The sequence below is a fragment of the Kitasatospora sp. NPDC054795 genome, from assembly GCF_053611565.1.
Map to the genome: position 1 here is coordinate 82,464 of NZ_JBSHAP010000004.1, position 22,635 is coordinate 105,098.

Here is a 22,635-nt window from a genome sequence, read left to right on the forward strand (position 1 = left end):
CGTGCGCTCAGCCGGCGAGCAGCGGTCCGAGCAGCAGGTCGGTGAAGCGGCGGGTCCACTCCGGGGTGATCGGCTCGCCGCTGACCAGGACGCGGTGCTCGACGGTGCCGGCGATGGTGTCGAAGATGATGTCGACCTCCTCGCGGGCCGAGTCGGCGTCGCAGTCCGCTCCGAGTTCTCCGCGTGCCTGGGCAGCCGCCCGGCCCTGGCGGACCAGCCGCTTCTGCGGATCCACGATGGACTCGCGGATCCGGCGCCGCAGCTGGCGGTCGCGGGTCCCCTCGGCGAACAGCGCGAGCAGCGCGGCCTGGGTCTCCGGGCGGGCCAGCAGATCGGCGAACTGGGCCACCACGGCCTCGATGTCGGCCCGCAGGCTGCCGAGGTCGGGCATCACCAGGTCGTCGAAGAGGGTGGCGACGGCGTCCACCACGAGCTCGTTCTTGGACGGCCAGCGGCGGTAGAGGGTGGTCTTGGCGACCCCGGCGCGGCTCGCCACATGGCCCATGGTCAGTCCGCCCCAGCCGAGTTCGGCCAGCGCCTCGCGGGTGGCGTCGAGGATCGCGCGGTCGGCGGCGGCGCTGCGGGGGCGGCCCTTGGCCCGGGCGGCGCCCGCGGGTTCCGGGGTGGCGGCGGTCCGGTGGGGGGCCGCGCCGGCCGGGTCGGGGCAGGTCCGGGCCGTGGGCTCGGCGGGCTCCACGCTGTCCGGGCTCGCTGGGGGCTGGGCGGCCGGCACCGGGCCTCCTCGCGCTTTACTGGTAAGTAACTTGGGTGGGGTTGGTAACGGTAGCGACTGTTCGCCCGTTCGGGCAGCGGGGCGGCCCGGGAAAGTGGGGCAGGTCACGTCCCCGAACCGCCGGTGGGGCTTGCGGGCGGGGCACCGGCTCCAGTTACGCTACGACTCGTAGCGAAAGCAGTGACAGCCAGGCGCCGCGTCCCGTGGGACGGGAGCGGCGCGGGCGCGGGTGGGGATCCGCGCCGAACGGTCCAGGCTACCGGGGGAGCGGCACCGCGCCCGGAATTCCGTGCCGCGCGGTCCGCGCGGGGCGACTTTCCGGAGGATGGTGCCCGCGAGCAGCGCGGACGGGGGAGGATGGTGCCATGCAGCCACGGAATTCGCGTCTCAACAGCTCCGCCCTGCGCGGCGCGGTCGACCTCGCCGCAGTGAAGGCGGCCGGCGAAGCCGCCCAGAAGGCCGAGCTTGCCCGGGCCGAGCGGGCCCGGCAGGCGGCCGCCGCCGATTCGGCCGGAGCCGCCCCCGCCCAGTCCGCCCAGCAGCTCGTCATCGACGTCACCGAGGACACCTTCGAGACCGAGGTCGTCCAGCGCTCCACCGAGGTGCCGGTCGTCATCGACTTCTGGGCCGAGTGGTGCGGGCCCTGCAAGCAGCTGAGCCCGATCCTGGAGGACCTGGCCGAGGAGTACGCCGGCCGCTTCGTGCTCGCCAAGATCGACGTGGACGCCAACCAGCTGCTCTCCCAGCAGTTCGGCATCCAGGGCATCCCGGCCGTGATGGCCGTGGTGGCCGGCCAGCTGGTGCCGCTGTTCCAGGGCGCGGAGAGCGCCGCCAACATCCGCAAGATCCTGGACCAGCTGATCCTGGTCGCCGAGCAGCGCTTCGGCGTGGCCGGCGGCGCCGCCGTCCCGGGCGAGGCCGAGGCCGCCGCGCCGCAGCGTCCCGAGGACCCGGCGCTGTCCGCCGCGCACGACGCGCTGGACTCCGGTGACCTGGGCGGTGCCATCCGGGCGTACCAGAACGTGCTGCTCGAGCAGCCGGGCAACACCGAGGCCAAGCTGGGCCTGGCCCAGGCCGAGCTGCTGAAGCGGATCGAGGGCCTGGACCTCCAGGCCGTCCGGGCGGCGGCCGCCGCCGACCCGAAGGACGTCGAGGCCCAGCTCAAGGCGGCCGACCTGGACCTGGTCGGCGGTCACGTCGAGGACGCCTTCGGGCGTCTGGTGACCACCGTCGGGCGGACGGCCGGTGAGGACCGGGACGCCGCTCGGCTGCGCCTGCTGGAGCTGTTCGAGGTGATCGGCCCGGAGGACCCGCGGGTCGTCGCGGCCCGTACGGCGCTGGCGCGCGTGCTGTTCTGAGTCCGGATCAGGTCCGCCGTCTGGCACGGCGGATGACCTGCGGTGTCGCTGGGGATTTGGCGACAATCCGGTCAACCGAACAGAGGTTTACCAAATCTTGATTTCACCCGCGGGTGGTCACCATGTGTGACCACCCGCGGGTGTTTCGCTGGTGTTTCCGGCGGATTTCGCCATCACGGTTCCTTCAAGGCGTCACGCAGGGTGCAGTTCAGGTCGATTTCATGATCAACATCACCTGATGTTGCATTACCCGTCAGTAAGGAACCTCTTGTGCTTCGCCCGGGATTCAAGCACGATCGGCCACGCCCGGTCCCAGACTCCACCTCCGCCGACCCCGGTCGGCCACGCGGAGCGCGGGATCCCCACCGGGTGATCCGCCGGCCCCGGCCGGCGGGAGGGAGGGCAGGGGGGTATCCGCGGTCCCACGGCGGTTCCTGTCCTTCGACCGGCCGCGCGGCCCTGCGCGGTCGCTGGTTGTCGCTCGGGGGTGATCGCCGATGTCGTCGGTCCTGCCCGCCGCCCCGCAAGGTCGGCCGGCGCTCGGACGGGACGCCCGCTGCACGCGGGTCGCTCCCGCGTCCGACGACGCCCAAGGCGCTCTCCGCTACCGAGGACGTAGCTCTCTCCCATCCCAGGCCCCCACCGGTGCGGGACGCACCGCCGGGGAGCCGGAGATGTACGTCCTAGAAGGAGGACTCGCATGTCCCAGACCTACGGCAAGACCCGCTGGAAGCGCTTCGCCCTGGTGATGGTGCCGAGCGTCGCGGCCACCGCGATGGTCGGCATCTCGATCGCCAACAACGCGCTGGCGGCTTCGTTCAGCGTGTCCGGCCAGAGCTTCAAGGTCACCACGCCGGAGCTGCACGGCAAGAACTTCGCCCAGTTCGGCTCGATCGACGCGGAGACGAACGGCACTCCGCACCCGGTCGCCGTCTCGGCCTTCGACGAGGCCACCATCAAGGGCCTCTGCCAGTCGGTGGTGACCGACCCCAACGTCATCCCCCACCTGCCGTGGAAGCTGCCCAAGATCGTCCTGCGGCTGGAGGCCGGCAACAGCGACGACGTCAACAAGCAGGTCTACGCCAAGAACCTGCTGATCGACCTCGACCAGCTGAACGCCGACGCCGAGTTCACCAACATCAACATCGGCCAGGACGCCTCGACCCTCAAGGGCTCGGCCACCCAGGGCTGGCAGTCCAAGCTCGGTGGCCTGCCGTCCGGTCAGACCGGCTTCGCCCAGGCCGCCGAGAAGGCCGACCTGTACAACGTGCAGCAGACCGCCTGGGCCACCTCGGCCGGCACCTTCAAGCTCCAGGGCCTGAAGCTCGCGCTGCACACCGACGGTTCCGGCGAGTGCTACTAAGCCGCTGACGGCGGCGGACCGGGCCCGGTCCGCCCGCCCCGACGGCACCTGCGGGACCGGGGACGGTGCGTGCGCCGTCCCCGGATCCCGTGTCTCGTCCATCCCCTCGTTCACACCATCGAGGAGCTGCACCGTGTCCAGCGCCCTTGCCTCCTACCGGCCCGCCGAGCACGAGAACCCCGCCCAGTGGCTGCGCCGGGTGTTCCGTACGTTCCGCCGGACGCGGCCGTACTACGGCGGTCTGCTGGCCATGATCGCCGGCGTCCCGATCATGTACTTCCCGTACGCCAAGCTCTCGCTGGGCGGCATGACGGTGGCCATGGCCACCACGGCGGGTGCCGGATCACTGATCATCGGCGTGCTGCTGGTGGTGCTCGGACTGACCGCGTGGTTCCAGCCGGCCGTACGCGTCTTCGCCGGTATCGCCACCACCCTGCTGACGCTGGTCTCGATCCCGGTCTCCAACCTGGGGGGCTTCGGGCTGGCCCTGCTGCCGGGCCTGATCGGCGGCGGGCTGATGGTCTCCTGGGCCCCGCTGCCGGAGCCCGAGGCCGGAAAGGCCGCCAAGGGCCGGCGCCGGCGCCGGGCCCAGCACGGCACCGGGGACGTGGCGGCCGGGAGCGCCGTCGCGCAGAGCGTCGCCACCGAGCCGAGCACCGAGCCGAGCGCCGAGACCCGGACCGCTGCTGCGGCCGTCCCGGCGGCCGCCGAACCCGTCGCCGGAACCGCCGTCCCGAAGCAGGCCGGTGCCGTGGACCAGGAGGAGGCGCGGTGACCGGGCCGGCCGAGCAAGCCGACAACGGTACGACCGTTCCCGCGCAGCGCTCCGGCCGGCACGCGGCCCCGCGCACGCCCGTACGGGTCCGGCTGAGAGGCCGGGCGCTGGCGATGGCGGCGGTGCCGACCGCGCTGCTGATGGCCGCGGCCTACACGCCCAGCCCGGCGGTCGCCGAGTCCGCGGCGGGCAAGCCCTGCGGCACCGCTCCGGCCACCGTGCCGGACGTCGCGCCGATCGAGACGCCGGTGCCCAAGAGCGAGCTGCCGGAGCCGCCGCCGGGCCCGTCCACCGCGCCGAGCCAGGCCCCGACCACGGCGCCCCCGGCCGGCCCCTCGACCGACCCCGGCTCGGTGCCGACCCAGGTGCCGACCACCGCGCCCGCCCAGCAGCCCACCTCGCCGGTCAAGCCGTCGGCCGCCACCACCCAGCCGTCCGTCGCCGGTTCCGCCGACACCGGCACGGCGGTCCGGAGCGGCCTGATCGACGACCTGGTCGGCGGCATCGGCCACCTGCTGAACCCGAACGCCGCGCCGAGCCCGACGCCGGCCACCACACCGGCGGCCACCACGGCGCCGACCGCCCCGACGGCCCCGACCGCACCCGCCCCGAGCACGGGCACCCCGGCCCAGCCCGCCCAGCCGCAGGCCCGGGCCGCCGCCCCGCAGGCCGCGCCGCCCGCGACCCGGCCGGCCGACGACGAGCCCTCGCCCACCGCCACGGCCACCGCCGCGCCGAGCGGCAAGGCGACCGGCAGGCCGAAGCCCTCCGCGACGCCGTCCGCGGACGCCTCGGCGACGCCCTCCGCGGGCGCCTCCGGCAGCCCGTCCGCCACGCCCACCGAGAACCCCAACTGCGATGTGGACGCCCGGTCCCTGACCGCCGGCGCGCCCGCCCCCGGGCACGTCGTCCCGGAGCAGAACTGGACCCTGAAGACCAGCCGGCTCGCCCTGCACGGCGCGACCTTCCACGGCGTCTACGACGTGAAGACCCCGACCGGCAGCAAGCGCGTCCTGAAGTTCGTGGTCGACAGCGTGGACATCGACAACCTCGACATGTCCACCCTGGAGGGCAACGGCGTCACCTTCCACGTCCAGGGCGCCCCGGGGTCCACCTCGACGATGCGCAAGGGCCCGGTCACCATGTACGTGGAGCGGTTGTCCGGCCACCTCTCCAAGGTGCTCGGCCTGCCGATCCTGATCGACCTGGGCGAGATCACCCTCACCCCGGACACCCTGCCGCGCTGGCTGTACGACCTGATCGGCGCCATCCCGATCCCGCTGGACCTGGAGCTGACCGGCGTCACCGCCAAGCAGGCCGGTCAGTTCGGCGGCACCCTGCGGATCCCCGGGATGCGCATGTTCAACGACGACGCCCCCTACAGCGACAAGTAGCGGCGGCGACGGGCGGCGCGGTCGACGGGCGGCGTGCGCCGCAAGGCCCGTGGGGCGGCCCTCCGGAAGGAGGACCGCCCCACGGGCGTTCGGGTCGGGCGGCCGGTCACTCGCTCCGGGTGCCGAGGTGGTGCACCTGCACCATGTTGGTGGTGCCGGGGATGCCGACCGGGACACCGGCGGTGACGATGACGGTGTCGCCCTCGCTGAGCCGGCCCAGCTTCAGCAGCTCCCGGTCGACCTGCGCGACCATCGCGTCCGTGGTGGCCACCTGCTCCGTCACGTACGCCTCGACGCCCCAGCTCAGCGAGAGCTGGTTGCGGGTGGCGGTGTCCGGGGTGAAGGCGATCACCGGGATCGGCGAGCGGTAGCGGGACAGCCGGCGGGCGGTGTCACCGGACTTGGTGAAGGCGACCAGCGCCCTGCCGTCCAGGAAGTCGCCCAGCTCGCACGCGGCGCGGGCGACCGAGCCGCCCTGGGTGCGCGGCTTGCGGCCCGGGTTGAGCGGCTGGAGGCCCTGGGAGAGCAGCTCCTCCTCGGCCTTCTCGCAGATCCGGCTCATGGTGCGGACGGTCTCGACCGGGTACTTGCCGACGCTCGATTCGGCGGACAGCATGACCGCGTCGGCGCCGTCCAGGATGGCGTTGGCGACGTCGGAGACCTCGGCGCGGGTCGGGCGCGAGGCGTGGATCATCGACTCCATCATCTGGGTGGCGACGATGACCGGCTTGGCGTTGCGGCGGGCCAGGGTGACCAGCTGCTTCTGGACCAGCGGCACCCGCTCCAGCGGGTACTCCACGGCCAGGTCGCCGCGGGCGACCATGATGGCGTCGAAGGCGAGGACGATCTCCTCCATGGCCTCGACGGCCTGCGGCTTCTCGATCTTGGCGATGACCGGCACCCGGATGCCGACCTCGTCCATGACCTCGTGGACGTCCTTGACGTCGTCCGCGTTGCGGACGAAGGACAGGGCGATCATGTCGACGCCCAGGCGCAGCGCGAAGCGCAGGTCGTCCTTGTCCTTCTCGGACAGGGCGGGCACGTTCACGGCCGCGCCGGGCAGGTTGATGCCCTTGTTGTTCGAGAGCACGCCGCCCTCGACCACCACGGTCCTCACCCGCGGGCCGTCGACGCTGACGACCTCCAGGGCGATGACGCCGTCGTTGATCAGGATCGGGTCGCCGGGCTTCACGTCGCCGGGCAGGCCCTTGTAGGTGGTGCCGCAGATGTGCTGGTCACCGGGGACGTCCTCGGTGGTGATGGTGAACTCGTCGCCGTTGTCGACGGTCACCGGGCCGTTGGCGAAGGTCGCCAGACGGATCTTCGGACCCTGGAGGTCGGCCAGGACGCCGATGGCCTTGCCGGTGTCCTCCGAGACCTGGCGGACCTTGCGGTACCGCTCCTCGTGGTCCGCGTGGTTGCCGTGGCTCATGTTCAGTCGGGCGACGTTCATGCCCGCCTCGACGATGGCCTTCAGCTGTTCGTAGGAGTCCGTCGCCGGACCCAGGGTGCAGACAATTTTCGCTCGGCGCATATGGATCAGTCTATCCGTTCGTGTTATAGGTGCATTCGGCACGCACCGGGAGGAATCGCCGACGAAAAGTTCCGAGGAGTGAGACGGTTCCGTGTCAGTCCTCGGACTCCCGGCGTTCCCGGTGCACCAGGGCGAAGGCCTGTCGGGCGATCTCCAGCTCCTCGTCGGTGGGCACCACGGCGACCGCCACCCGGCCGTACTCGGGCGAGATGATCCGGGCCTCGCCGGACCGCACCGAGTTCAGCTCCGGGTCGACGGCGATGCCCAGTTCCTCCAGTCCCGCGGTGGCCGCCGCGCGCACCGGCGCCGCGTTCTCCCCGACGCCGGCGGTGAACGCGATCGCGTCCACCCGGCCGAGCACCGCGTAGTAGCCGCCGATGTACTTGCGCAGCCGGTGGACGTACGAGTCGAAGGCCAGCTTCGCGTCCGCGTCCCCCTCGTCGGCCCGGCGCATGATCTCGCGCATGTCGTTCTCGCCGCACAGCCCGCGCAGGCCGCTGCGGCGGTTGAGCAGGTCGTCGATCTCGTCCACGGAGAGGCCGCCGACCCGGTGCAGGTGGAACACCACGCCGGCGTCGATGTCGCCCGAGCGGGTGCCCATGACCAGGCCCTCCAGCGGGGTCAGGCCCATCGAGGTGTCCACGCAGCGGCCGCCGGCGACCGCCGAGGCGGAGGCGCCGTTGCCCAGGTGCAGCACGATCACGTTGACCTCGGCCGGGTCCTTGCCGAGCAGCCGCGCGGTGGCCCGCGAGACGTACTGGTGCGAGGTGCCGTGGAAGCCGTAGCGGCGCACCCGGTGCCGGTCGGCGACGGCCTTGTCGATCGCGTACCGGGCCGAGTACTCGGGCATCGAGGCGTGGAAGGCGGTGTCGAAGACGGCCACCTGGGGGAGGTCGGGGCGCAGCGCGCGGGCCACCTCGATGCCGGTGATGTTGGCCGGGTTGTGCAGCGGGGCGACCGGGATCAGCCGGCGGATCTCCCGGAGCACGTCGTCGGTGATCACGGTCGGCTCGGTGAACCGCAGGCCGCCGTGCACCACCCGGTGGCCGATCGCGGCCAGCTCGGGGGAGTCCAGCCCGAGGCCGTCGGCGGACAGCTCCTCGGCGACGGCCTTGAGCGCGCCGGCGTGGTCCGGGAAGACCTGGACGGTCTCGCGCGCCTCGCCGCCGCGCGGGGTGTGCACCAGCCGCCCGCCGGTCTCACCGATCCGCTCGACCAGCCCGGCGGCCAGCTTGGCCCCGTCCAGCATGTCGATCAGCTGGTACTTCACCGACGAGGAGCCGGCGTTCAGCACGAGAACGCGGGTGCCTCCACTCATGCCTGCGGCTCCTTGCTGTCCTGGGACTGGATGGCGGTGATCGCGACGGTGTTGACGATGTCCTGCACCAGCGCCCCGCGGGAGAGGTCGTTGACGGGCTTGCGCAGCCCCTGGAGCACCGGCCCGACCGCGACCGCGCCGGCCGAACGCTGCACTGCCTTGTAGGTGTTGTTGCCCGTGTTGAGGTCCGGGAAGATCAGCACGGTGGCCCGCCCGGCGACCGGGGAGCCCGGCAGCTTGGTGGCCGCGACGTGGGCGTCCACCGCCGCGTCGTACTGGATCGGGCCCTCGACCAGGATGTCCGGCCGCAGCTGGCGGACCAGCTCGGTGGCCTTGCGGACCTTGTCGACGTCGGCGCCGGAGCCGGAGGTGCCGGTCGAGTACGAGAGCATCGCGACCCGCGGCTCCACCCCGAACTGGGCGGCGGTGGCCGCCGATTGGATGGCGATGTCGGCCAGCTGCTGGGCGTCCGGGTCCGGGTTGACGGCGCAGTCGCCGTACACCAGCACCCGGTCGGCCAGGCACATGAAGAAGACCGAGGAGACGATCGAGGCGTCCGGCGAGGTCTTGATCACCTCGAAGGCGGGCCGGATGGTGGCGGCGGTGGAGTGCGCCGCGCCGGAGACCATGCCGTCCGCGATGCCCTCCTGGACCATCAGGGTGCCGAAGTACGAGACGTCGGTGACCACGTCCAGCGCCAGCTCGACGGTCATCCCCTTGTGGGCGCGCAGCTTCGCGTACAGCTCGGCGAACTGGCGGCGCAGCGGGCTGGTGGCCGGGTCGACGATCCGCACCTGGGCCCGGTCGGCGGCCGGGTTCCCCCCGGCCTGGTGGCCGGGGGCCGTGCCCGCGTCCGGGAGGGCGATGCTCAGGGCCGAGGCCTTGCGGCGGACGGCGTCCACCTCGCCGAGCAGGGTGAGGTCGCAGATGTTGCGGCGCAGCAGGATCTCGGCGGCGCGCAGCACCCGCTCCTCGGTGCCCTCGGGCAGGACGACGTGCCGGCGGGCGCCCCGGGCGCGCTCCAGCAGCTCGTGCTCGAACATCATCGGGGTGACCCGATCGGACCGGCCGACCTCGATCAGGTTGGTCAACTCGGCGGTGTCGACGTGCAGTTCGAAGAGGCCGAGGGCGATCTCGGCCTTCCGGGGGCTGGCCGGGGTGAGCTTGCCCTCCAGGTGGGTCAGATGGGCGGCGGTGGGCCAGCTGCCCTCGGGGACGACGGCGACCGGGGTGCCGGGGGCGAGCCGGGCGGCCAGTGCCATCACGTTGGGGCCGGGGTGCTGGCCGAGCGTCAGCAGCACGCCGGCGATCGGCGGGGCGCCGGCGGCGTGCGCGGCCAGCGAGCCGATCACCAGGTCGGCCCGGTCCCCGGGGGTGACCACCAGCGCGCCTTCGGTCAGCGCGTCCAGGAAGGTCGGCAGCATGGCGCCGCCGAAGACGTAGCCGCGCACGTCCCGGGCGAGGCCGGCGGCGTCCCCGATCAGCACCTCGGCGCCGGTCGCCTCGACCAGCTGGGCGACGGTGGGCGCGGCCAGGGCCGGCTCCTCCGGGATGACGTAGGCGGGGATCGGCAGCTTCTCGGTGAGGGTGCGCCGGATCCGCTGCTCGGCGCCGGGGGAGACCCGGTTGGCGATCATCGCGAGGGTCTGGCAGCCGAGGTCGGTGTACGCCCGGTGGGCGTTGCGGACCTCGGCGATGACGGTCTCGGCGTCCGCGCCGTGCCCGCCGACCACGGGCAGCACGGCGGCGCCGAACTCGTTGGCCAGGCGGGCGTTGAAGGCCAGTTCGTCCGGGATGCTGGTGTCGGAGAAGTCGGTGCCGAGCACCAGCACGGCCTGGCAGCGCCGCTCCAGCGCGTGGAAGCGGTCGACCAGGACGGAGACCAGCTCGTCCTGTCCCATGGCGGCCTGGAGCGTGGCGGCCTCCTCGTAGGTGAGGCCGTACAGCTCGGTGCTCGGCAGGTCGAGCCGGTAGCGGCCGTGCAGCAGCTCGACCACGTGGTCGGAGCCCGGCCGCCCGGGCGCGGCGGCGTGCACCAGTGGGCGGAACACCCCGACCCGGTCCACCTGGCGGGTGAGCAGTTCCATGACCCCGAGTTCGACCGCCTGGCGGCCGTCCCCCCGGTCGATACCGGTCACGTACACGCTGCGCGCCACGTGGGTGTCTCCGTCCCGTCGTCTCGGAAAGTGGTCATATCGACCATACCTTCGCACCCCGAACGGCCGTCCGCGAGCAGAGCGGCGGGGTTCGGGCAAGGGGCGGAGGTCCCTCCCGGGTGCCCGCCCGGTGGGGCGGGCACCCGGGGCCTCGTCGTGCGCGGCCCCGGGCCGGCGCGGCGCTCAGCGGGCGGGGCGGAGCCAGACGGTGGAGAGCGGGGGGAGGACCAGGTCGGCGGAGCGGGGCTGGCCGTCCCATCCCACCAGCTCGGCCTTGACCGGGTGGGAGTTGCCGACGCCACTGCCGCCGTACTCCTCGGCGTCGGTGTTCAGTGCCTCCTCCCAGAGCTGCTCGCGGCCCGCCAGCCGGGGCAGGCCGACCCGGTGCCCGTGCCGGACCACCGGCGAGAAGTTGCAGACCGCGACCAGCGGCGAGCCGTCGGCCGCGTACCGGACGAAGGAGAGCAGGTTGTCCTCGGCGGCGCCGCCGTCGAGCCAGCGGAAGCCGTCCGGGACGGTGTCCAGCTCCCACAGCGCCGGGGTGTCGAGGTAGCGCCGGTTGAGGTCGCCGACCAGCCGGCGCACCCCGAGGTGGTCCCGGTGGGCCGGCCACTGCTCGTCGAGCACCCACCACTGCGGGCCCTGCTCGTGGTCCCACTCCGCGCCCTGGGCGAACTCCTGTCCCATGAAGAGCAGTTGCTTGCCCGGGTGGGACCACATGAAGCCGAGGTAGGCGCGGTGGTTGGCGCGCTGCTGCCACCAGTCGCCGGGCATCTTGGAGACCAGTGCCTGCTTGCCGTGCACCACCTCGTCGTGGGAGATCGGCAGGACGTAGTTCTCCGAGTAGGCGTACACCATCGAGAAGGTGATCTCGTTGTGGTGGTACTTGCGGTGCACCGGTTCCTTGGAGATGTAGACCAGCGAGTCGTGCATCCAGCCCATGTTCCACTTCAGCCCGAAGCCGAGGCCGCCGGCGTCGGTGGGCCGGGTGACCCCGTCCCAGGCGGTGGACTCCTCGGCGATGGTGATCACGCCCGGGCAGCGGCGGTAGACGGTGGCGTTCATCTCCTGGAGGAAGGAGGCCGCGTCGAGGTTCTCCCGGCCGCCGTACTGGTTGGGCGTCCAGTCGCCGCCCTCACGGGAGTAGTCGAGGTAGAGCATCGAGGCGACGGCGTCCACCCGCAGGCCGTCGATGTGGAACTCCTCGCACCAGTACACCGCGTTGGCGACCAGGAAGTTGCGCACCTCCTTGCGGCCGTAGTCGAACTCCAGCGTCCCCCAGTCCGGGTGCTCGGCGCGCAGCGGGTCGGCCGGCTCGTACAGCGGCTCGCCGTCGAAGCGGGCGAGCGCGAAGTCGTCCTTGGGGAAGTGCGCGGGCACCCAGTCGACGATCACGCCGATGCCGTGCCGGTGCAGGGTGTCCACCAGGTGGCGGAAGTCGTCGGGGCCGCCGAGCCGGGCGGTGGGGGCGTAGTAACCGGACACCTGGTAGCCCCAGGAGCCGCCGAAGGGGTGCTCCATCACCGGCATGAACTCCACGTGGGTGAAGTTCAACTCCTTGAGGTAGCGCGGCAGTTCCTCGGCGATGGCGCGGTAGGTGGTGAGGTCCGGGCGCCAGGACGGCAGGTGCAGCTCGTACACCGACATCGGTGCCCGGTGGTGCGCGGAGCGGGCCCGGCGGGCCATCCACTCGCCGTCCTGCCACGTGTGGTCGGAGGAGGTGACCACCGAGGCGGTGCCGGGCGGGCACTGGGCGGCCCGGGCGAGCGGGTCGGCCTTGTCCAGTACCCAGCCCTGCCGGGTGTGCACCTCGTACTTGTAGGTGGCGCCCTCGGCCAGGCCGGGGACGAACAGCTCCCAGATCCCGGACGAGCCGAGCGAGCGCATCGGGTGCCCGGTGCCGTTCCAGTGGTTGAAGTCGCCGATCAGCCGCACCCCGGCGGCGTTCGGCGCCCAGACCGCGAAGGCGGTGCCGGCCACCCCGTCGACGGTGCGCACGTGCGAGCCGAGCGCCCGCCACAGCTGTTCGTGCCGGCCCTCGGAGATCAGGTGCAGGTCGAGTTCGCCGAGGGTGGGCGGGGTGCGGTAGCCGTCGTGTTGGCGCAGCGGTTCGCCGTCGGGGTACGTCACCAGCAGGGTGTAGTCCGGCGGATCGCCGCCGGCCACCAGGCCGGTGAACAGTCCGCCCTGCTGGTGGGTGAGCTCGGCCGGGCCCTGGGTGGTCTCCACGACCACCCGTTCGGCGAACGGGCGCAGCACCCGGATCGCCGTGCCGCCGAGCACCGGGTGTGCGCCGAGCAGGGCGTGCGGGTCGTGGTGCTGCCCGCCGACCAGCCGGTCCACCTCGGACGGCGGCAACGGTGCCTCGGGCAGCCGCAGCGCCCCGGAGGGGGCCGGGCGTCCGGCCTCCCGGGGTTCTCCGGCGGCGGACCGGGGAGCGGACCGGGGGGTGGGCGGAGGCTCGGAGGCGGTCCCGGCGTCCTTCTCCTCGGTCGCCCGGCGCGCTTCGCGGTCGTGGCCGGCGCGCCCTTCGGCCGCCCGCCCTTCGGCTGGGAGCGGTCCGGCCAGGAAGGTGGCCGGTACGGTGCGGGTGGGGCGGCCGGTCGGGTCGATCGGCGTCACGGCGGGGTCCTCCTGCGACGGGGGTGGGCGAACTCCTGCGGGCGGTACGGGAAGCGGGGGGTCAGACGGACAGGGCCAGCCGGTTGATCGCGGCCAGCGGGATGGGCAGCCAGCTCGGCCGGTGCCGGGCCTCGTACACCACCTCGTACACCGCCTTGTCGATCTCCAGCGCGCGCATCAGCTCCGGCGAGGCGGCCGGGTCGGCGCCGCCGCCGGCGGTGTAGCCGGCGCAGTAGGCGGTGCGGTTGCGCTGGGCCCAGGCGGCGGCCAGGTGGGCCAGCTCCGGGTCGACCGGGCCGCCGGCCAGCAGGTGGGCGGCCGCGTAGTCGAAGGAGCGCAGCATCGCGGCGACGTCGCGCAGGGCGGGCTGCGGTTCGCGGCGCTCGTTGACGGACTTGGCCGGCTCGCCCTCGAAGTCCAGCAGCACCCAGCCGTGCGGGGTGCGCATCGCCTGTCCGAGGTGCAGGTCGCCGTGGATGCGCTGGACCGGCAGGCCGTCCGGGTGGGCGTCGGCGAGCTGCTGGAAGGCGGCGCGCAGCGCGGCCCGGAAGCGCAGCAGCCCGGGGACGGCGGCCACGGCGCTGTCCAGCCGGTCGGCCATCGCGCCGGCCAGGCGTCCGGTCTGGGTGCGGTCGAGCCGGGCGACCGGCATCGAGCGGGCCAGCACCCGGTGCACCTCGGCGGTGGCCCGGCCGAGCCGGTGCGCCTCGATGGCGAAGTTGCCCGGGGACCGGTCGCCCTTGAGCCGGCCGACCTGGTCGAGGGCCAGTTCCCAGCCGTCCTCGGCGTCCGGCAGGTAGCGCTGCAGCAGCCCGAGGGTGGCGGGCTCGGCGCGCTCCATCCGGCTCTCGAACCAGGCGGCGACCCGGGGGATGCGGGTGGACCCGGCCCGGGAGAGCGCGAGCGAGAGTTCGAGGTCGGGGTTGGTGCCGGGGTGGATGCGGCGGAACAGCTTGAGGATGTACGAGGTGCCGTAGATGACCGAGCTGTTGGACTGCTCGGCGGTGGAGGCGCGGCCGGGGAGGTTGGCGGGCAGCCCCGAGCCGGGGGTGCGGCGGAAGGACAGTGCGCCGAAGCGGTCGCCGGTGGCCAGGTGTTCCAGCAGCCGCCCGGTGAGTTCCGGGTCGTGCACCGCGTCGTAGAGGGTCGCGCCGTCGTACGGGCCCTGGCTGAGCCGGCCGAGTACGGCGCCGGGCTCGATGTCCCCGAGCCCGCCGGAGCGGATGCCGAGCAGCAGTTGGTAGATGTCGCCGTGCGGGGCGCCGGCCGTGGTGGCGTGCTCGACCCGTAGCAACAGGTGGAGCAGGGCCGGGTCGCCGACCTGCAGGGGGGTTCCGACCACCGGGGTGAGGCCGGTGATGGGCCGCCCCTTGCCGGCGTACCAGCGCTGGGTGGGCAGCCACGCCCCGATCAGCGGCAGGGCCGCCTGGACGAGTTCGCTGACGCCCACGGCGGTTCTCCGGACCGAGGTGCCCCGGGTGCCCGCCGCGGCGGCGGGACCGGCGGGGGCGCCGTCCTGGTGGTGGGCTTGAGAACGGGAGGTTTCGGACATGGCTCCCTTTCCCCGGAAGCACGCGGACTGCCCGACGGGTCGTGGCCGGGTCCGTCAGTCTTCCGGATTGCGGCGGCGCGGCGGTCGCGGCACGCGAGCACGGCTCGGGTGTCACGCCTTCGTGTGGGTGGCCGTTGGGCTGTTCTCCGTACGCGGTGGTGCAGAGAACTCCGGGGGCGCGGGGTTCAACTCGCGCCCCCGGAGGGTCTGATGGTGCTGTTCACGCTGGTGTGCGGCGTGCGGCGGATCGTTACTTCGATCGCCCGGTCCCGCTCAGGCGCGGGGGCTGCCGGAGCTGGAACCAGTAGAAGCCGTGCCCGGCCAGGGTGAGCAGGTAGGGCCACTCGCCGATCGACGGGAAGCGCACCCCACCGATCAGCTCGACCGGATACCGCCCGCCGTACTGCCGCAGGTCCAGCTCGGTCGGCTGCGCGAACCGCGAGAAGTTGTTCACGCACATGACCAGGTCCCCCTCGTGCTCGCGCACGAAGGCCAGTACGGCGGGGTTGCTGGAGGGCAGTTCGGCGTAGCCGCCGAGACCGAACGCCGGATTGAGCTTACGGATCTCGATCATGCGACGCGTCCAGTGCAGCAGCGAACTCGAACTGCTCTGCTGCGCCTCGACGTTGGTCACCTGGTAGCCGTACACCGGGTCCATGATGGGCGGCAGACTGAGCCTGCCCGGGTCGGCGGAGGAGAAACCCGCGTTGCGGTCCGGGGTCCACTGCATCGGGGTGCGCACGCCGTCCCGGTCGCCGAGCCAGATGTTGTCGCCCATGCCGATCTCGTCCCCGTAGTAGAGCACCGGGGAGCCGGGCAGGGAGAGCAGCAGGGCGGTGAACAGCTCGATCTGGTTGCGGTCGTTCTCCAGCAGCGGGGCGAGCCGGCGGCGGATGCCCACGTTGGCGCGCATCCGCGGGTCCTTGGCGTACTCCGCGTACATGTAGTCGCGCTCCTCGTCGGTGACCATCTCCAGGGTCAGCTCGTCGTGGTTGCGCAGGAAGATGCCCCACTGGCAGCCGCCGGGGATCTGCGGGGTCTTGGCGAGGATCTCCGACACCGGGTAGCGGGACTCCCGGCGCACCGCCATGAAGATCCGCGGCATCACCGGGAAGTGGAACGCCATGTGGCACTCGTCGCCGCCGGAGGCGAAGTCGCCGAAGTAGTCGACGACGTCCTCCGGCCACTGGTTCGCCTCGGCGAGCAGCACGGTGTCCGGGTAGTTGGCGTCGATCTCCTTGCGGACCCGTTGGAGGAACTCGTGGGTCTCCGGCAGGTTCTCGCAGTTGGTGCCCTCGCGGGCGAACAGGTACGGCACCGCGTCCAGCCGGAAGCCGTCGATGCCGAGGTCGAGCCAGAACCGCAGTCCGGCGATCATCTCGTCCTGGACCCGGGGGTTGTCGTAGTTGAGATCCGGCTGGTGCGAGAAGAAGCGGTGCCAGAAGTACTGCTTGCGGACGGGGTCGTAGGTCCAGTTGGACGTCTCGGTGTCGACGAAGATGATCCGGGCGTCCGGGTACTGCTTGTCGTCGTCGGCCCACATGTAGAAGTCGCCGTACGGCCCGTCCGGGTCCGTCCGGGAGGCCTGGAACCACGGGTGCTGGTCGCTGGTGTGGTTCATGACGAAGTCGATGACGATGCGCATGCCGCGGGCGTGGGCGGCGTCGACGAACTCCATGAAGTCGGCGAGGTCGCCGAACTCCGGCAGTACCGAGGTGTAGTCGGACACGTCGTACCCGCCGTCGCGCAGGGGCGAGGCGAAGAACGGGGGGAGCCAGAGGCAGTCGATCCCGAGCCACTGGAGGTAGTCGAGCTTGGCCGTGAGCCCCTTGAGGTCCCCGACCCCGTCGCCGTTGCTGTCCTGGAAGGACCGCACCAGCACCTCGTAGAAGACCGCACGCTTGAACCAGTCGGGGTCGAGCGTCTTCTTCGAGGTCTCGGGGAAGGTGTCGGGGACGGGCTCGTTCACTGTCACGCTGGGTTCCTCCGAACCGTGAGGAGGTGAGCCGGCTCGGCTGAGGGATCGAGCCGGACGTAGTTGTGCCGGCCCCAGGTGAAGACGGCGCCGGTGAGCTCGTCGTGCACCGCGTACGGGCCGTCGCCGTCCAGCGTGACGGTGGCCTCCTGGACGTGGTGCGGGTCGAGGTTCACCACGGTGATGACCTGGTCGGTGAGCCCCTCGGGGGTGGTCGCGGTCTTGGAGTAGGCGAGCACCTGGTCGTTGTCGGTGGAGTGGAAGCGCAGGTCGCGCAGCTGCTGGAGGGCGGGGTGGCGGCGGCGCAGCCGGTTCAGCACGGTCAGCAGCGGGGCCAGGGTGTCGGTGCGGCTCCAGTCGCGCGGGCGCAGTTCGTACTTCTCCGAGTGGAGGTACTCCTCGGAGCCCGGGTGGGCCGGCTCGTCCTCGTACAGCTCGTAGCCGGCGTAGACGCCGTAGCTGGGGGAGAGGGTGGCGGCGAGCACCGCGCGGACCGCGAAGGCGGCCCGGCCGCCGTGCTGGAGGTACGCGTGCAGGATGTCCGGGGTGTTGGTGAAGAAGTTGGGCCGCATGTAGGCGGCGGCGTCACCGGTGAGTTCGGTGAGGTACTCGGTGAGTTCCGGTTTGGTGGTGCGCCAGGTGAAGTACGTGTACGACTGGTGGAATCCGATCTTCGCCAGGGTGTGCATCATCGCCGGGCGGGTGAAGGCCTCCGCCAGGAACACGACGTCGGGGTCGGTCCGGGCGACGTCGGCGAGTACGTTCTCCCAGAACGTCACCGGTTTGGTGTGCGGGTTGTCGACCCGGAAGATCCGGATGCCGTGGGACATCCAGAACCGGAGGATCCGGATGGTTTCCTTGACGATTCCGTCCATGTCCTGGTCGAAGTTGACCGGAAAGATGTCCTGGTACTTCTTCGGCGGATTCTCGGCGTACGCGATGGTGCCGTCCGCGCGGTGGCTGAACCATTCCGGGTGCTTGTTCACCCAGGGGTGGTCGGGGGAGCACTGGAGGGCGAAGTCCAGCGCCACTTCCAGGTGCAGCGCCCGGGCCTCGGCGACGAAGTGGTCGAAGTCCTCGATGGTGCCGAGGTCCGGGTGGACCGCGTCGTGGCCGCCCTCGGGGGAGCCGATCGCCCAGGGCGAGCCGACGTCGTGCGGACCGGCCGTCAGGGTGTTGTCCGGGCCCTTGCGGAAGGCTCGGCCGATCGGGTGGACCGGCGGCAGGTAGACCACGTCGAAGCCCATCGCGGCGACGGCCGGCAGCCGCTCGGCGGCGCTGCGCAGGTTGCCCGGGCGCGGCGGCTCGACGCCGGCCGGGTCCACCACGGCGCCCTCCGAGCGGGGGAAGAACTCGTACCAGGAGCCGAACAGTGCGCGCTCGCGGTCCACCTGGAGCGGCAGCGGGCGGGAGGCGCTGAGCAGCTCGCGCAGCGGGTGGCGGACCAGCACGTCGAGCACCTCGGGGGCGAGCGCGGCGGCCAGCCGGGACAGCGGCGGCATGGTCGGGTCGCGCAGCGCGTCGGCGGCGGCCAGCACGTCGGCGCGGCCCTCCTTCTTGGGCACCCCGGCGGCGGCCCGTTCCAGCAGCCGGGCGCCCTCCTCCAGGACCAGCGCGGTGTCGATCCCGGCGGGCAGCTTCACCGCGGCGGCCTTGCGCCAGGTGGCGACCGGGTCGCTCCACGCCTCCACCAGGTACGACCAGCGCCCGGGGGCGGTCGGGGTGACGTACGCGCCCCAGCGGTCGGTGCCCTCGGCCAGTTCGCGCATCGGCGTCCACGGGCCGCTGCGGCCGCGCGGGTCGCGCAGCACCACGTTGGCGTTGACGGCGTCGTGGCCCTCGCGGAAGACGGTCGCGGTGACCGGGAAGGTCTCGCCGACGACGGCCTTGGCCGGGCGGCGGCCGGCGTCGACGAGGGGACTGACGTCCAGGACGGGGATGCGGCCGATCACGGTGTCGCTCTCTGTCGTCTTGCGGGCGGAGGGCTTGGTGGAGGGCTTGGCGGCGGCCTTGCCGACGGTCCTCCCGGCGGGTTCGGCCGCGGTCCGGCGGGCGGTCGCCGGTTCCGCGGGCGCCTCGGCGGCGGCCGTCCGGCGGCGCGGCGCGGGATCGACCCCGGTGCCGGCCTTCGGGGTGGTGGCCGACGCGGTGGTGCGGCGCGTGGTGGTGCGCCGGCGGGGCGCCGCGGTCCGGTCCTCCTCGCTCCCGGGGTGTCGGGTCGCGGAGGGCTGTGCCGCGGGGGGCTGGGCTTCGGAGGATCCGCCACCGACCGCCCCGGACGCCCTCGGCGCCGGCATCGCCGGATCTGTCCGAGTGTCAGAATCCATCCGTCCGGCGGATTCCGCGACCGCTGCGTCGAGGCCTTCGGCCATCGGTGTGGACTGGTCCCGCGTGTCGCCGTGCATGCCAAGCTCCTGCCCGAGATCGGCGGCAGCTCCCCGCGGGCCGGGGTCGGGCCGGGGGAGTACCGGAGGACTGCTGGGTGGGGAGGACGTGCCACCGGAGCCTGCCCGCGCCGCTGTTCCCGGCAACCTGCCCGGCGCCCGCCGAGCCGGTGGTGGGACGCCCCGGAGCCCGTGTGCGTCCCGGCGCACGCCTGCGCGGGCCACGCCCCGGCCGACCCGGTCCACCCGTGAACGAGCGGGCCGGGCGTCAGGACACGCGTCCGTGCGCGGTGAGCGCCGAATGGGCTAAGAAGGACGGGAACGGCCAACACGAAAAGGATTCGGACGTGCTGCTTCGCGGGGGACGCCACCCGTCGTCGCACTCCCCACAGCACCAACGACCTTCGGTCATCCTCGCACCGGCGACAAGGTTTTGCACCGGTACGACAGTAGTTTCGGGCCTTCTCCCGGGTGCACGGGACCCCGGAAATGGAGTCGTACCGAAGAGTTCACGTATTGGTAGCGCGGGCCCCCGAAATGTGCGCCTCGCGCGCCCCTCGTGCAGACCAATGCGCCGAATGCGATCTCATCAATAGCCCGAACGGATGCCCAATAGCCCACTTGACGCACTGCCGGGCCGACCGCCGAGGCTACGCTTCACGCCGTGAAGGCAATCCGCAGATTCACCGTCCGCACCGTCCTGCCCGAACAACTCCAGCCGTTGCACGAGCTGGCCCTCAACCTGCGCTGGTCCTGGCACCCCGAGACCAGGGACCTCTTCCGGTCCGTGGACCCGGAGGTCTGGGCCGCGACCGGCGAGGACCCGGTACGGCTGCTCGGGGAGGTCCCGGCCGCCCGACTGGCCGCACTCGCCACGGACCGGCGCTTCCTGCGCAGACTCGGCGACCTCGCCGACGACCTGCGCGAGTACCTCACCGGCCCCCGCTGGTACCAGAACCGGCAGCAGTCCGACGCCGCCCCGCTGCCCGCCGCGATCGCCTACTTCTCGCCCGAGTACGGCATCGCCGCCGCGCTGCCCCAGTACTCCGGCGGACTCGGCATCCTGGCCGGCGACCACCTCAAGGCCGCCAGCGACCTCGGCGTGCCGGTCATCGGCGTCGGCCTGTTCTACCGGCACGGCTACTTCCGGCAGTCCCTGAGCCGGGACGGCTGGCAGCAGGAGCGCTATCCACTGCTCGATCCGGACGAACTCGCGGTCAGCCTGCTGCGGGAGGCCGACGGCACCCCCGGCCGGGTCGACCTCGCCCTGCCCGGCGGCCGCACCCTGGCCGCCCACATCTGGAAGGCCCAGGTCGGGCGGGTCCCGCTGCTGCTGCTCGACTCCGACATCGAGGCCAACTCGCCCGCCGAGCGGGACGTCACCGACCGGCTGTACGGCGGCGGCAGCGAGCACCGGCTGCTCCAGGAGATGCTGCTCGGCATCGGCGGCGTCCGGGCGGTGCGCACCTACTGCCGGCTCACCGGGCACCCCGCCCCCGACGTCTTCCACACCAACGAGGGCCACGCCGGTTTCCTCGGCGTCGAACGCATCCGCGAACTGATCGCCGACGGCCGGGCCGGCCTCGACTTCGCCGCCGCCCTGGAGGCCGTCCGGGCCGGCACCCTCTTCACCACCCACACGCCCGTCCCGGCCGGCATCGACCGCTTCGACCGCGAGCTGGTCGCCCGCCACTTCGGCGGCGACGCCACGCTGCCCGGCGTACCGGTCGACCAGGTGCTCGCGCTCGGCGCCGAGAGCTGGCCGGACGGGGACCCGAAGCTCTTCAACATGGCCGCCATGGGCCTGCGGCTCGCCCAGCGCGCCAACGGGGTCTCCACCCTGCACGGCGATGTCAGCCGCTCGATGTTCAACGGTCTGTGGCCCGGCTTCGACCCCGCGGAGGTGCCGATCACCTCGGTCACCAACGGCGTGCACGCCGCCACCTGGATCGACCCGGCGGTGGTCCGGCTCGGCGCCGCCGAACTCGGCGCCGAGCGCGCCGAGGAGGCGATGACCACCGGCGAGACCCGGCGCTGGAGCGGACTGGAACGCATCGGCAACACCGAGGTCTGGGAGCTGCGGCGCGCCCTGCGGGCCCAGCTGGTGGAGGAGGCCCGCCGCCGGCTGCACGCCTCCTGGCGCCGGCGCGGGGCCGGCGCGGCCGAGCTCGGCTGGGTCTCCTCGGTGCTCGACCCCGACGTGCTCACCATCGGCTTCGCCCGCCGGGTGCCCTCGTACAAGCGGCTCACCCTGATGCTGCGCGACCCGGAGCGGCTGCGCGGACTGCTGCTGCACCCCACCCGGCCGGTGCAGATCGTCGTCGCCGGCAAGGCCCACCCGGCCGACGACGGCGGCAAGCGGCTGATCCAGCAGTTGGTCGCCTTCGCCGACGACCCGGCGGTGCGGCACCGGATCGTCTTCCTGCCGGACTACGACATGGCGATGGCCCAGCGCCTCTACCCGGGCTGCGACGTCTGGCTGAACAACCCGCTGCGCCCGCTGGAGGCCTGCGGCACCTCCGGGATGAAGGCCGCGCTCAACGGCTGCCTCAACCTGTCCGTCCTGGACGGCTGGTGGGACGAGTGGTTCGACGGCCGCAACGGCTGGGCGATCCCCACCGCCGACGAGAGCGGCGGGGCGCTCGACCCGGACAGCGGCGAGGCCGAGCGGCGCGACGACATCGAGGCGGCCGCGCTCTACGACCTGATCGAGAACCAGGTCGCCGCCCGGTTCTACGACCGGGACGCCGACGGGCTGCCGCAGCAGTGGATCGCCATGGTCCGGCACACTCTGGTCACCCTCGGGCCCAAGGTGCTGGCCGGGCGGATGGTCCGGGAGTACGTCGAACGGCTGTACGCCCCGGCGGCGCAGGCCCAGCGGGAGCTGGCGGGGCAGCACGCGACCGGGCGGTTCACGGGCGCGCGCGAGCTGGCGGTCTGGAAGGCGAAGGTCCGGGAGGCGTGGCCGGCCGTCCGGGTCGAGCACGTCGAGGCGGACTGCCCGGCCGAGGCGCAGGAGCTGGGCAGCTCGCTGGCGCTGCGGGTGCAGGTCGCGCTCGGGACGCTGGAACCGGGCGACGTCGAGGTGCAGGCGGTCTCCGGCCGGGTGGACGAACGGGACCGGATCTCGGACGCCTGCCTGCTCGCCCTCAAACCGGTCGGCGGGCCGGACCTGGACGGCCGCACCCGCTACGAGGGCTCGTTGGAGCTGTGCCGGACCGGCCCGTTCGGCTACACCGTCCGGGTGCTGCCCGCGCACCCCCGGCTGGCCTCGCCGGCCGAGCTGGGGCTGGTCGCCCTGCCGGCCGAGTCGGCCGGGATGGACGCCGGACTGCTGCGCTGACCCCGCGGGCGGCCGCCGTGCGTCCCGGCGAGGACGGCGGCGGCCCGCGGGGCGGCCGTGAACCGCGGCTGCGGCCGGGCCCGTTGGTCCGGTCGGGAAGTGGGGAGGCCCGGCCGGGTGCGTGACGG

Annotated in this window: 13 protein-coding genes; 5 read left to right on the plus strand and 8 right to left on the minus strand. The window is 72.8% G+C overall.

The window, feature by feature from the left end; genetic code table 11:
• Positions 1–7 precede the first annotated feature (7 nt).
• Positions 8–697, minus strand: a complete 690-nt coding sequence (locus ACWGJO_RS02620) for a TetR/AcrR family transcriptional regulator (protein ID WP_452181822.1) — start codon at positions 695–697, stop codon at positions 8–10.
• Between the two features lie 401 nt (positions 698–1,098).
• On the opposite strand from ACWGJO_RS02620, the gene ACWGJO_RS02625 reads away from it, so the two are divergent.
• The 4 genes from ACWGJO_RS02625 (at position 1,099) to ACWGJO_RS02640 (ending at position 5,623) form a co-directional block, all read left to right on the plus strand.
• Positions 1,099–2,091: a tetratricopeptide repeat protein gene (locus tag ACWGJO_RS02625; protein WP_452181783.1), complete on the plus strand. Its 993-nt coding sequence runs from the start codon at positions 1,099–1,101 to the stop codon at positions 2,089–2,091.
• Between the two features lie 700 nt (positions 2,092–2,791).
• A complete protein-coding gene (locus tag ACWGJO_RS02630; protein ID WP_359899897.1) occupies positions 2,792–3,454 on the plus strand; it encodes a DUF6230 family protein in 663 nt (220 codons plus the stop codon).
• Between the two features lie 133 nt (positions 3,455–3,587).
• Positions 3,588–4,229 (plus strand): DUF6114 domain-containing protein, encoded by a 642-nt coding sequence (locus ACWGJO_RS02635; protein WP_452181784.1) that lies wholly within the window; start codon positions 3,588–3,590, stop codon positions 4,227–4,229.
• Positions 4,226–5,623 carry a hypothetical protein gene (locus tag ACWGJO_RS02640; RefSeq protein ID WP_452181785.1) on the plus strand — a complete coding sequence of 466 codons (1,398 nt, stop codon included), beginning with the start codon at positions 4,226–4,228 and terminating at the stop codon, positions 5,621–5,623. The genes ACWGJO_RS02635 and ACWGJO_RS02640 overlap by 4 nt, the downstream gene beginning before the upstream one ends.
• A 106-nt stretch (positions 5,624–5,729) precedes the next feature.
• Here ACWGJO_RS02640 and pyk read toward each other — a convergent pair whose 3' ends face one another.
• The 7 genes from pyk to ACWGJO_RS02675 form a co-directional block, all read right to left on the minus strand.
• Complete coding sequence (gene pyk, locus ACWGJO_RS02645; protein WP_452181786.1) at positions 5,730–7,157, minus strand: pyruvate kinase; 1,428 nt, start codon at positions 7,155–7,157, stop codon at positions 5,730–5,732.
• 94 nt (positions 7,158–7,251) lie between these two features.
• Positions 7,252–8,475: an acetate kinase gene (locus ACWGJO_RS02650; protein WP_380348685.1), complete on the minus strand. Its 1,224-nt coding sequence runs from the start codon at positions 8,473–8,475 to the stop codon at positions 7,252–7,254.
• Positions 8,472–10,631, minus strand: coding sequence for a phosphate acetyltransferase (pta, locus tag ACWGJO_RS02655; RefSeq protein ID WP_452181787.1), 2,160 nt, complete (start codon positions 10,629–10,631; stop codon positions 8,472–8,474). Before pta ends, ACWGJO_RS02650 begins: the two co-directional genes overlap by 4 nt.
• A 183-nt stretch (positions 10,632–10,814) precedes the next feature.
• Positions 10,815–13,253 carry a 1,4-alpha-glucan branching enzyme gene (glgB, locus tag ACWGJO_RS02660; protein ID WP_452181788.1) on the minus strand — a complete coding sequence of 813 codons (2,439 nt, stop codon included), beginning with the start codon at positions 13,251–13,253 and terminating at the stop codon, positions 10,815–10,817.
• Between the two features lie 61 nt (positions 13,254–13,314).
• Positions 13,315–14,805, minus strand: a complete 1,491-nt coding sequence (locus tag ACWGJO_RS02665) for a maltokinase N-terminal cap-like domain-containing protein (protein WP_452181789.1) — start codon at positions 14,803–14,805, stop codon at positions 13,315–13,317.
• Positions 14,806–15,055: 250 nt separating this feature from the next.
• Positions 15,056–16,780 (minus strand): maltose alpha-D-glucosyltransferase, encoded by a 1,725-nt coding sequence (gene treS, locus ACWGJO_RS02670; protein WP_452181790.1) that lies wholly within the window; start codon positions 16,778–16,780, stop codon positions 15,056–15,058.
• Positions 16,777–18,732, minus strand: coding sequence for an alpha-1,4-glucan--maltose-1-phosphate maltosyltransferase (locus ACWGJO_RS02675; RefSeq protein WP_452181823.1), 1,956 nt, complete (start codon positions 18,730–18,732; stop codon positions 16,777–16,779). The genes treS and ACWGJO_RS02675 overlap by 4 nt, the downstream gene beginning before the upstream one ends.
• Before the next feature lie 1,096 nt (positions 18,733–19,828).
• Here ACWGJO_RS02675 and glgP point away from each other — a divergent pair.
• Positions 19,829–22,507 carry an alpha-glucan family phosphorylase gene (glgP, locus tag ACWGJO_RS02680; RefSeq protein ID WP_452181791.1) on the plus strand — a complete coding sequence of 893 codons (2,679 nt, stop codon included), beginning with the start codon at positions 19,829–19,831 and terminating at the stop codon, positions 22,505–22,507.
• Positions 22,508–22,635 lie beyond the last annotated feature (128 nt).

Excerpts from the sequence above, each read along its gene's own strand:
- ACWGJO_RS02625 (WP_452181783.1), top strand. The coding sequence starts at position 1,099 with ATGCAGCCACGGAATTCGCGTCTCAACAGCTCCGCCCTGCGCGGCGCG.
- pyk (WP_452181786.1), bottom strand. The coding sequence starts at position 7,157 with ATGCGCCGAGCGAAAATTGTCTGCACCCTGGGTCCGGCGACGGACTCC.
- ACWGJO_RS02665 (WP_452181789.1), bottom strand. The coding sequence starts at position 14,805 with ATGTCCGAAACCTCCCGTTCTCAAGCCCACCACCAGGACGGCGCCCCC.
- ACWGJO_RS02650 (WP_380348685.1), bottom strand. The coding sequence starts at position 8,475 with ATGAGTGGAGGCACCCGCGTTCTCGTGCTGAACGCCGGCTCCTCGTCG.
- ACWGJO_RS02630 (WP_359899897.1), top strand. The coding sequence starts at position 2,792 with ATGTCCCAGACCTACGGCAAGACCCGCTGGAAGCGCTTCGCCCTGGTG.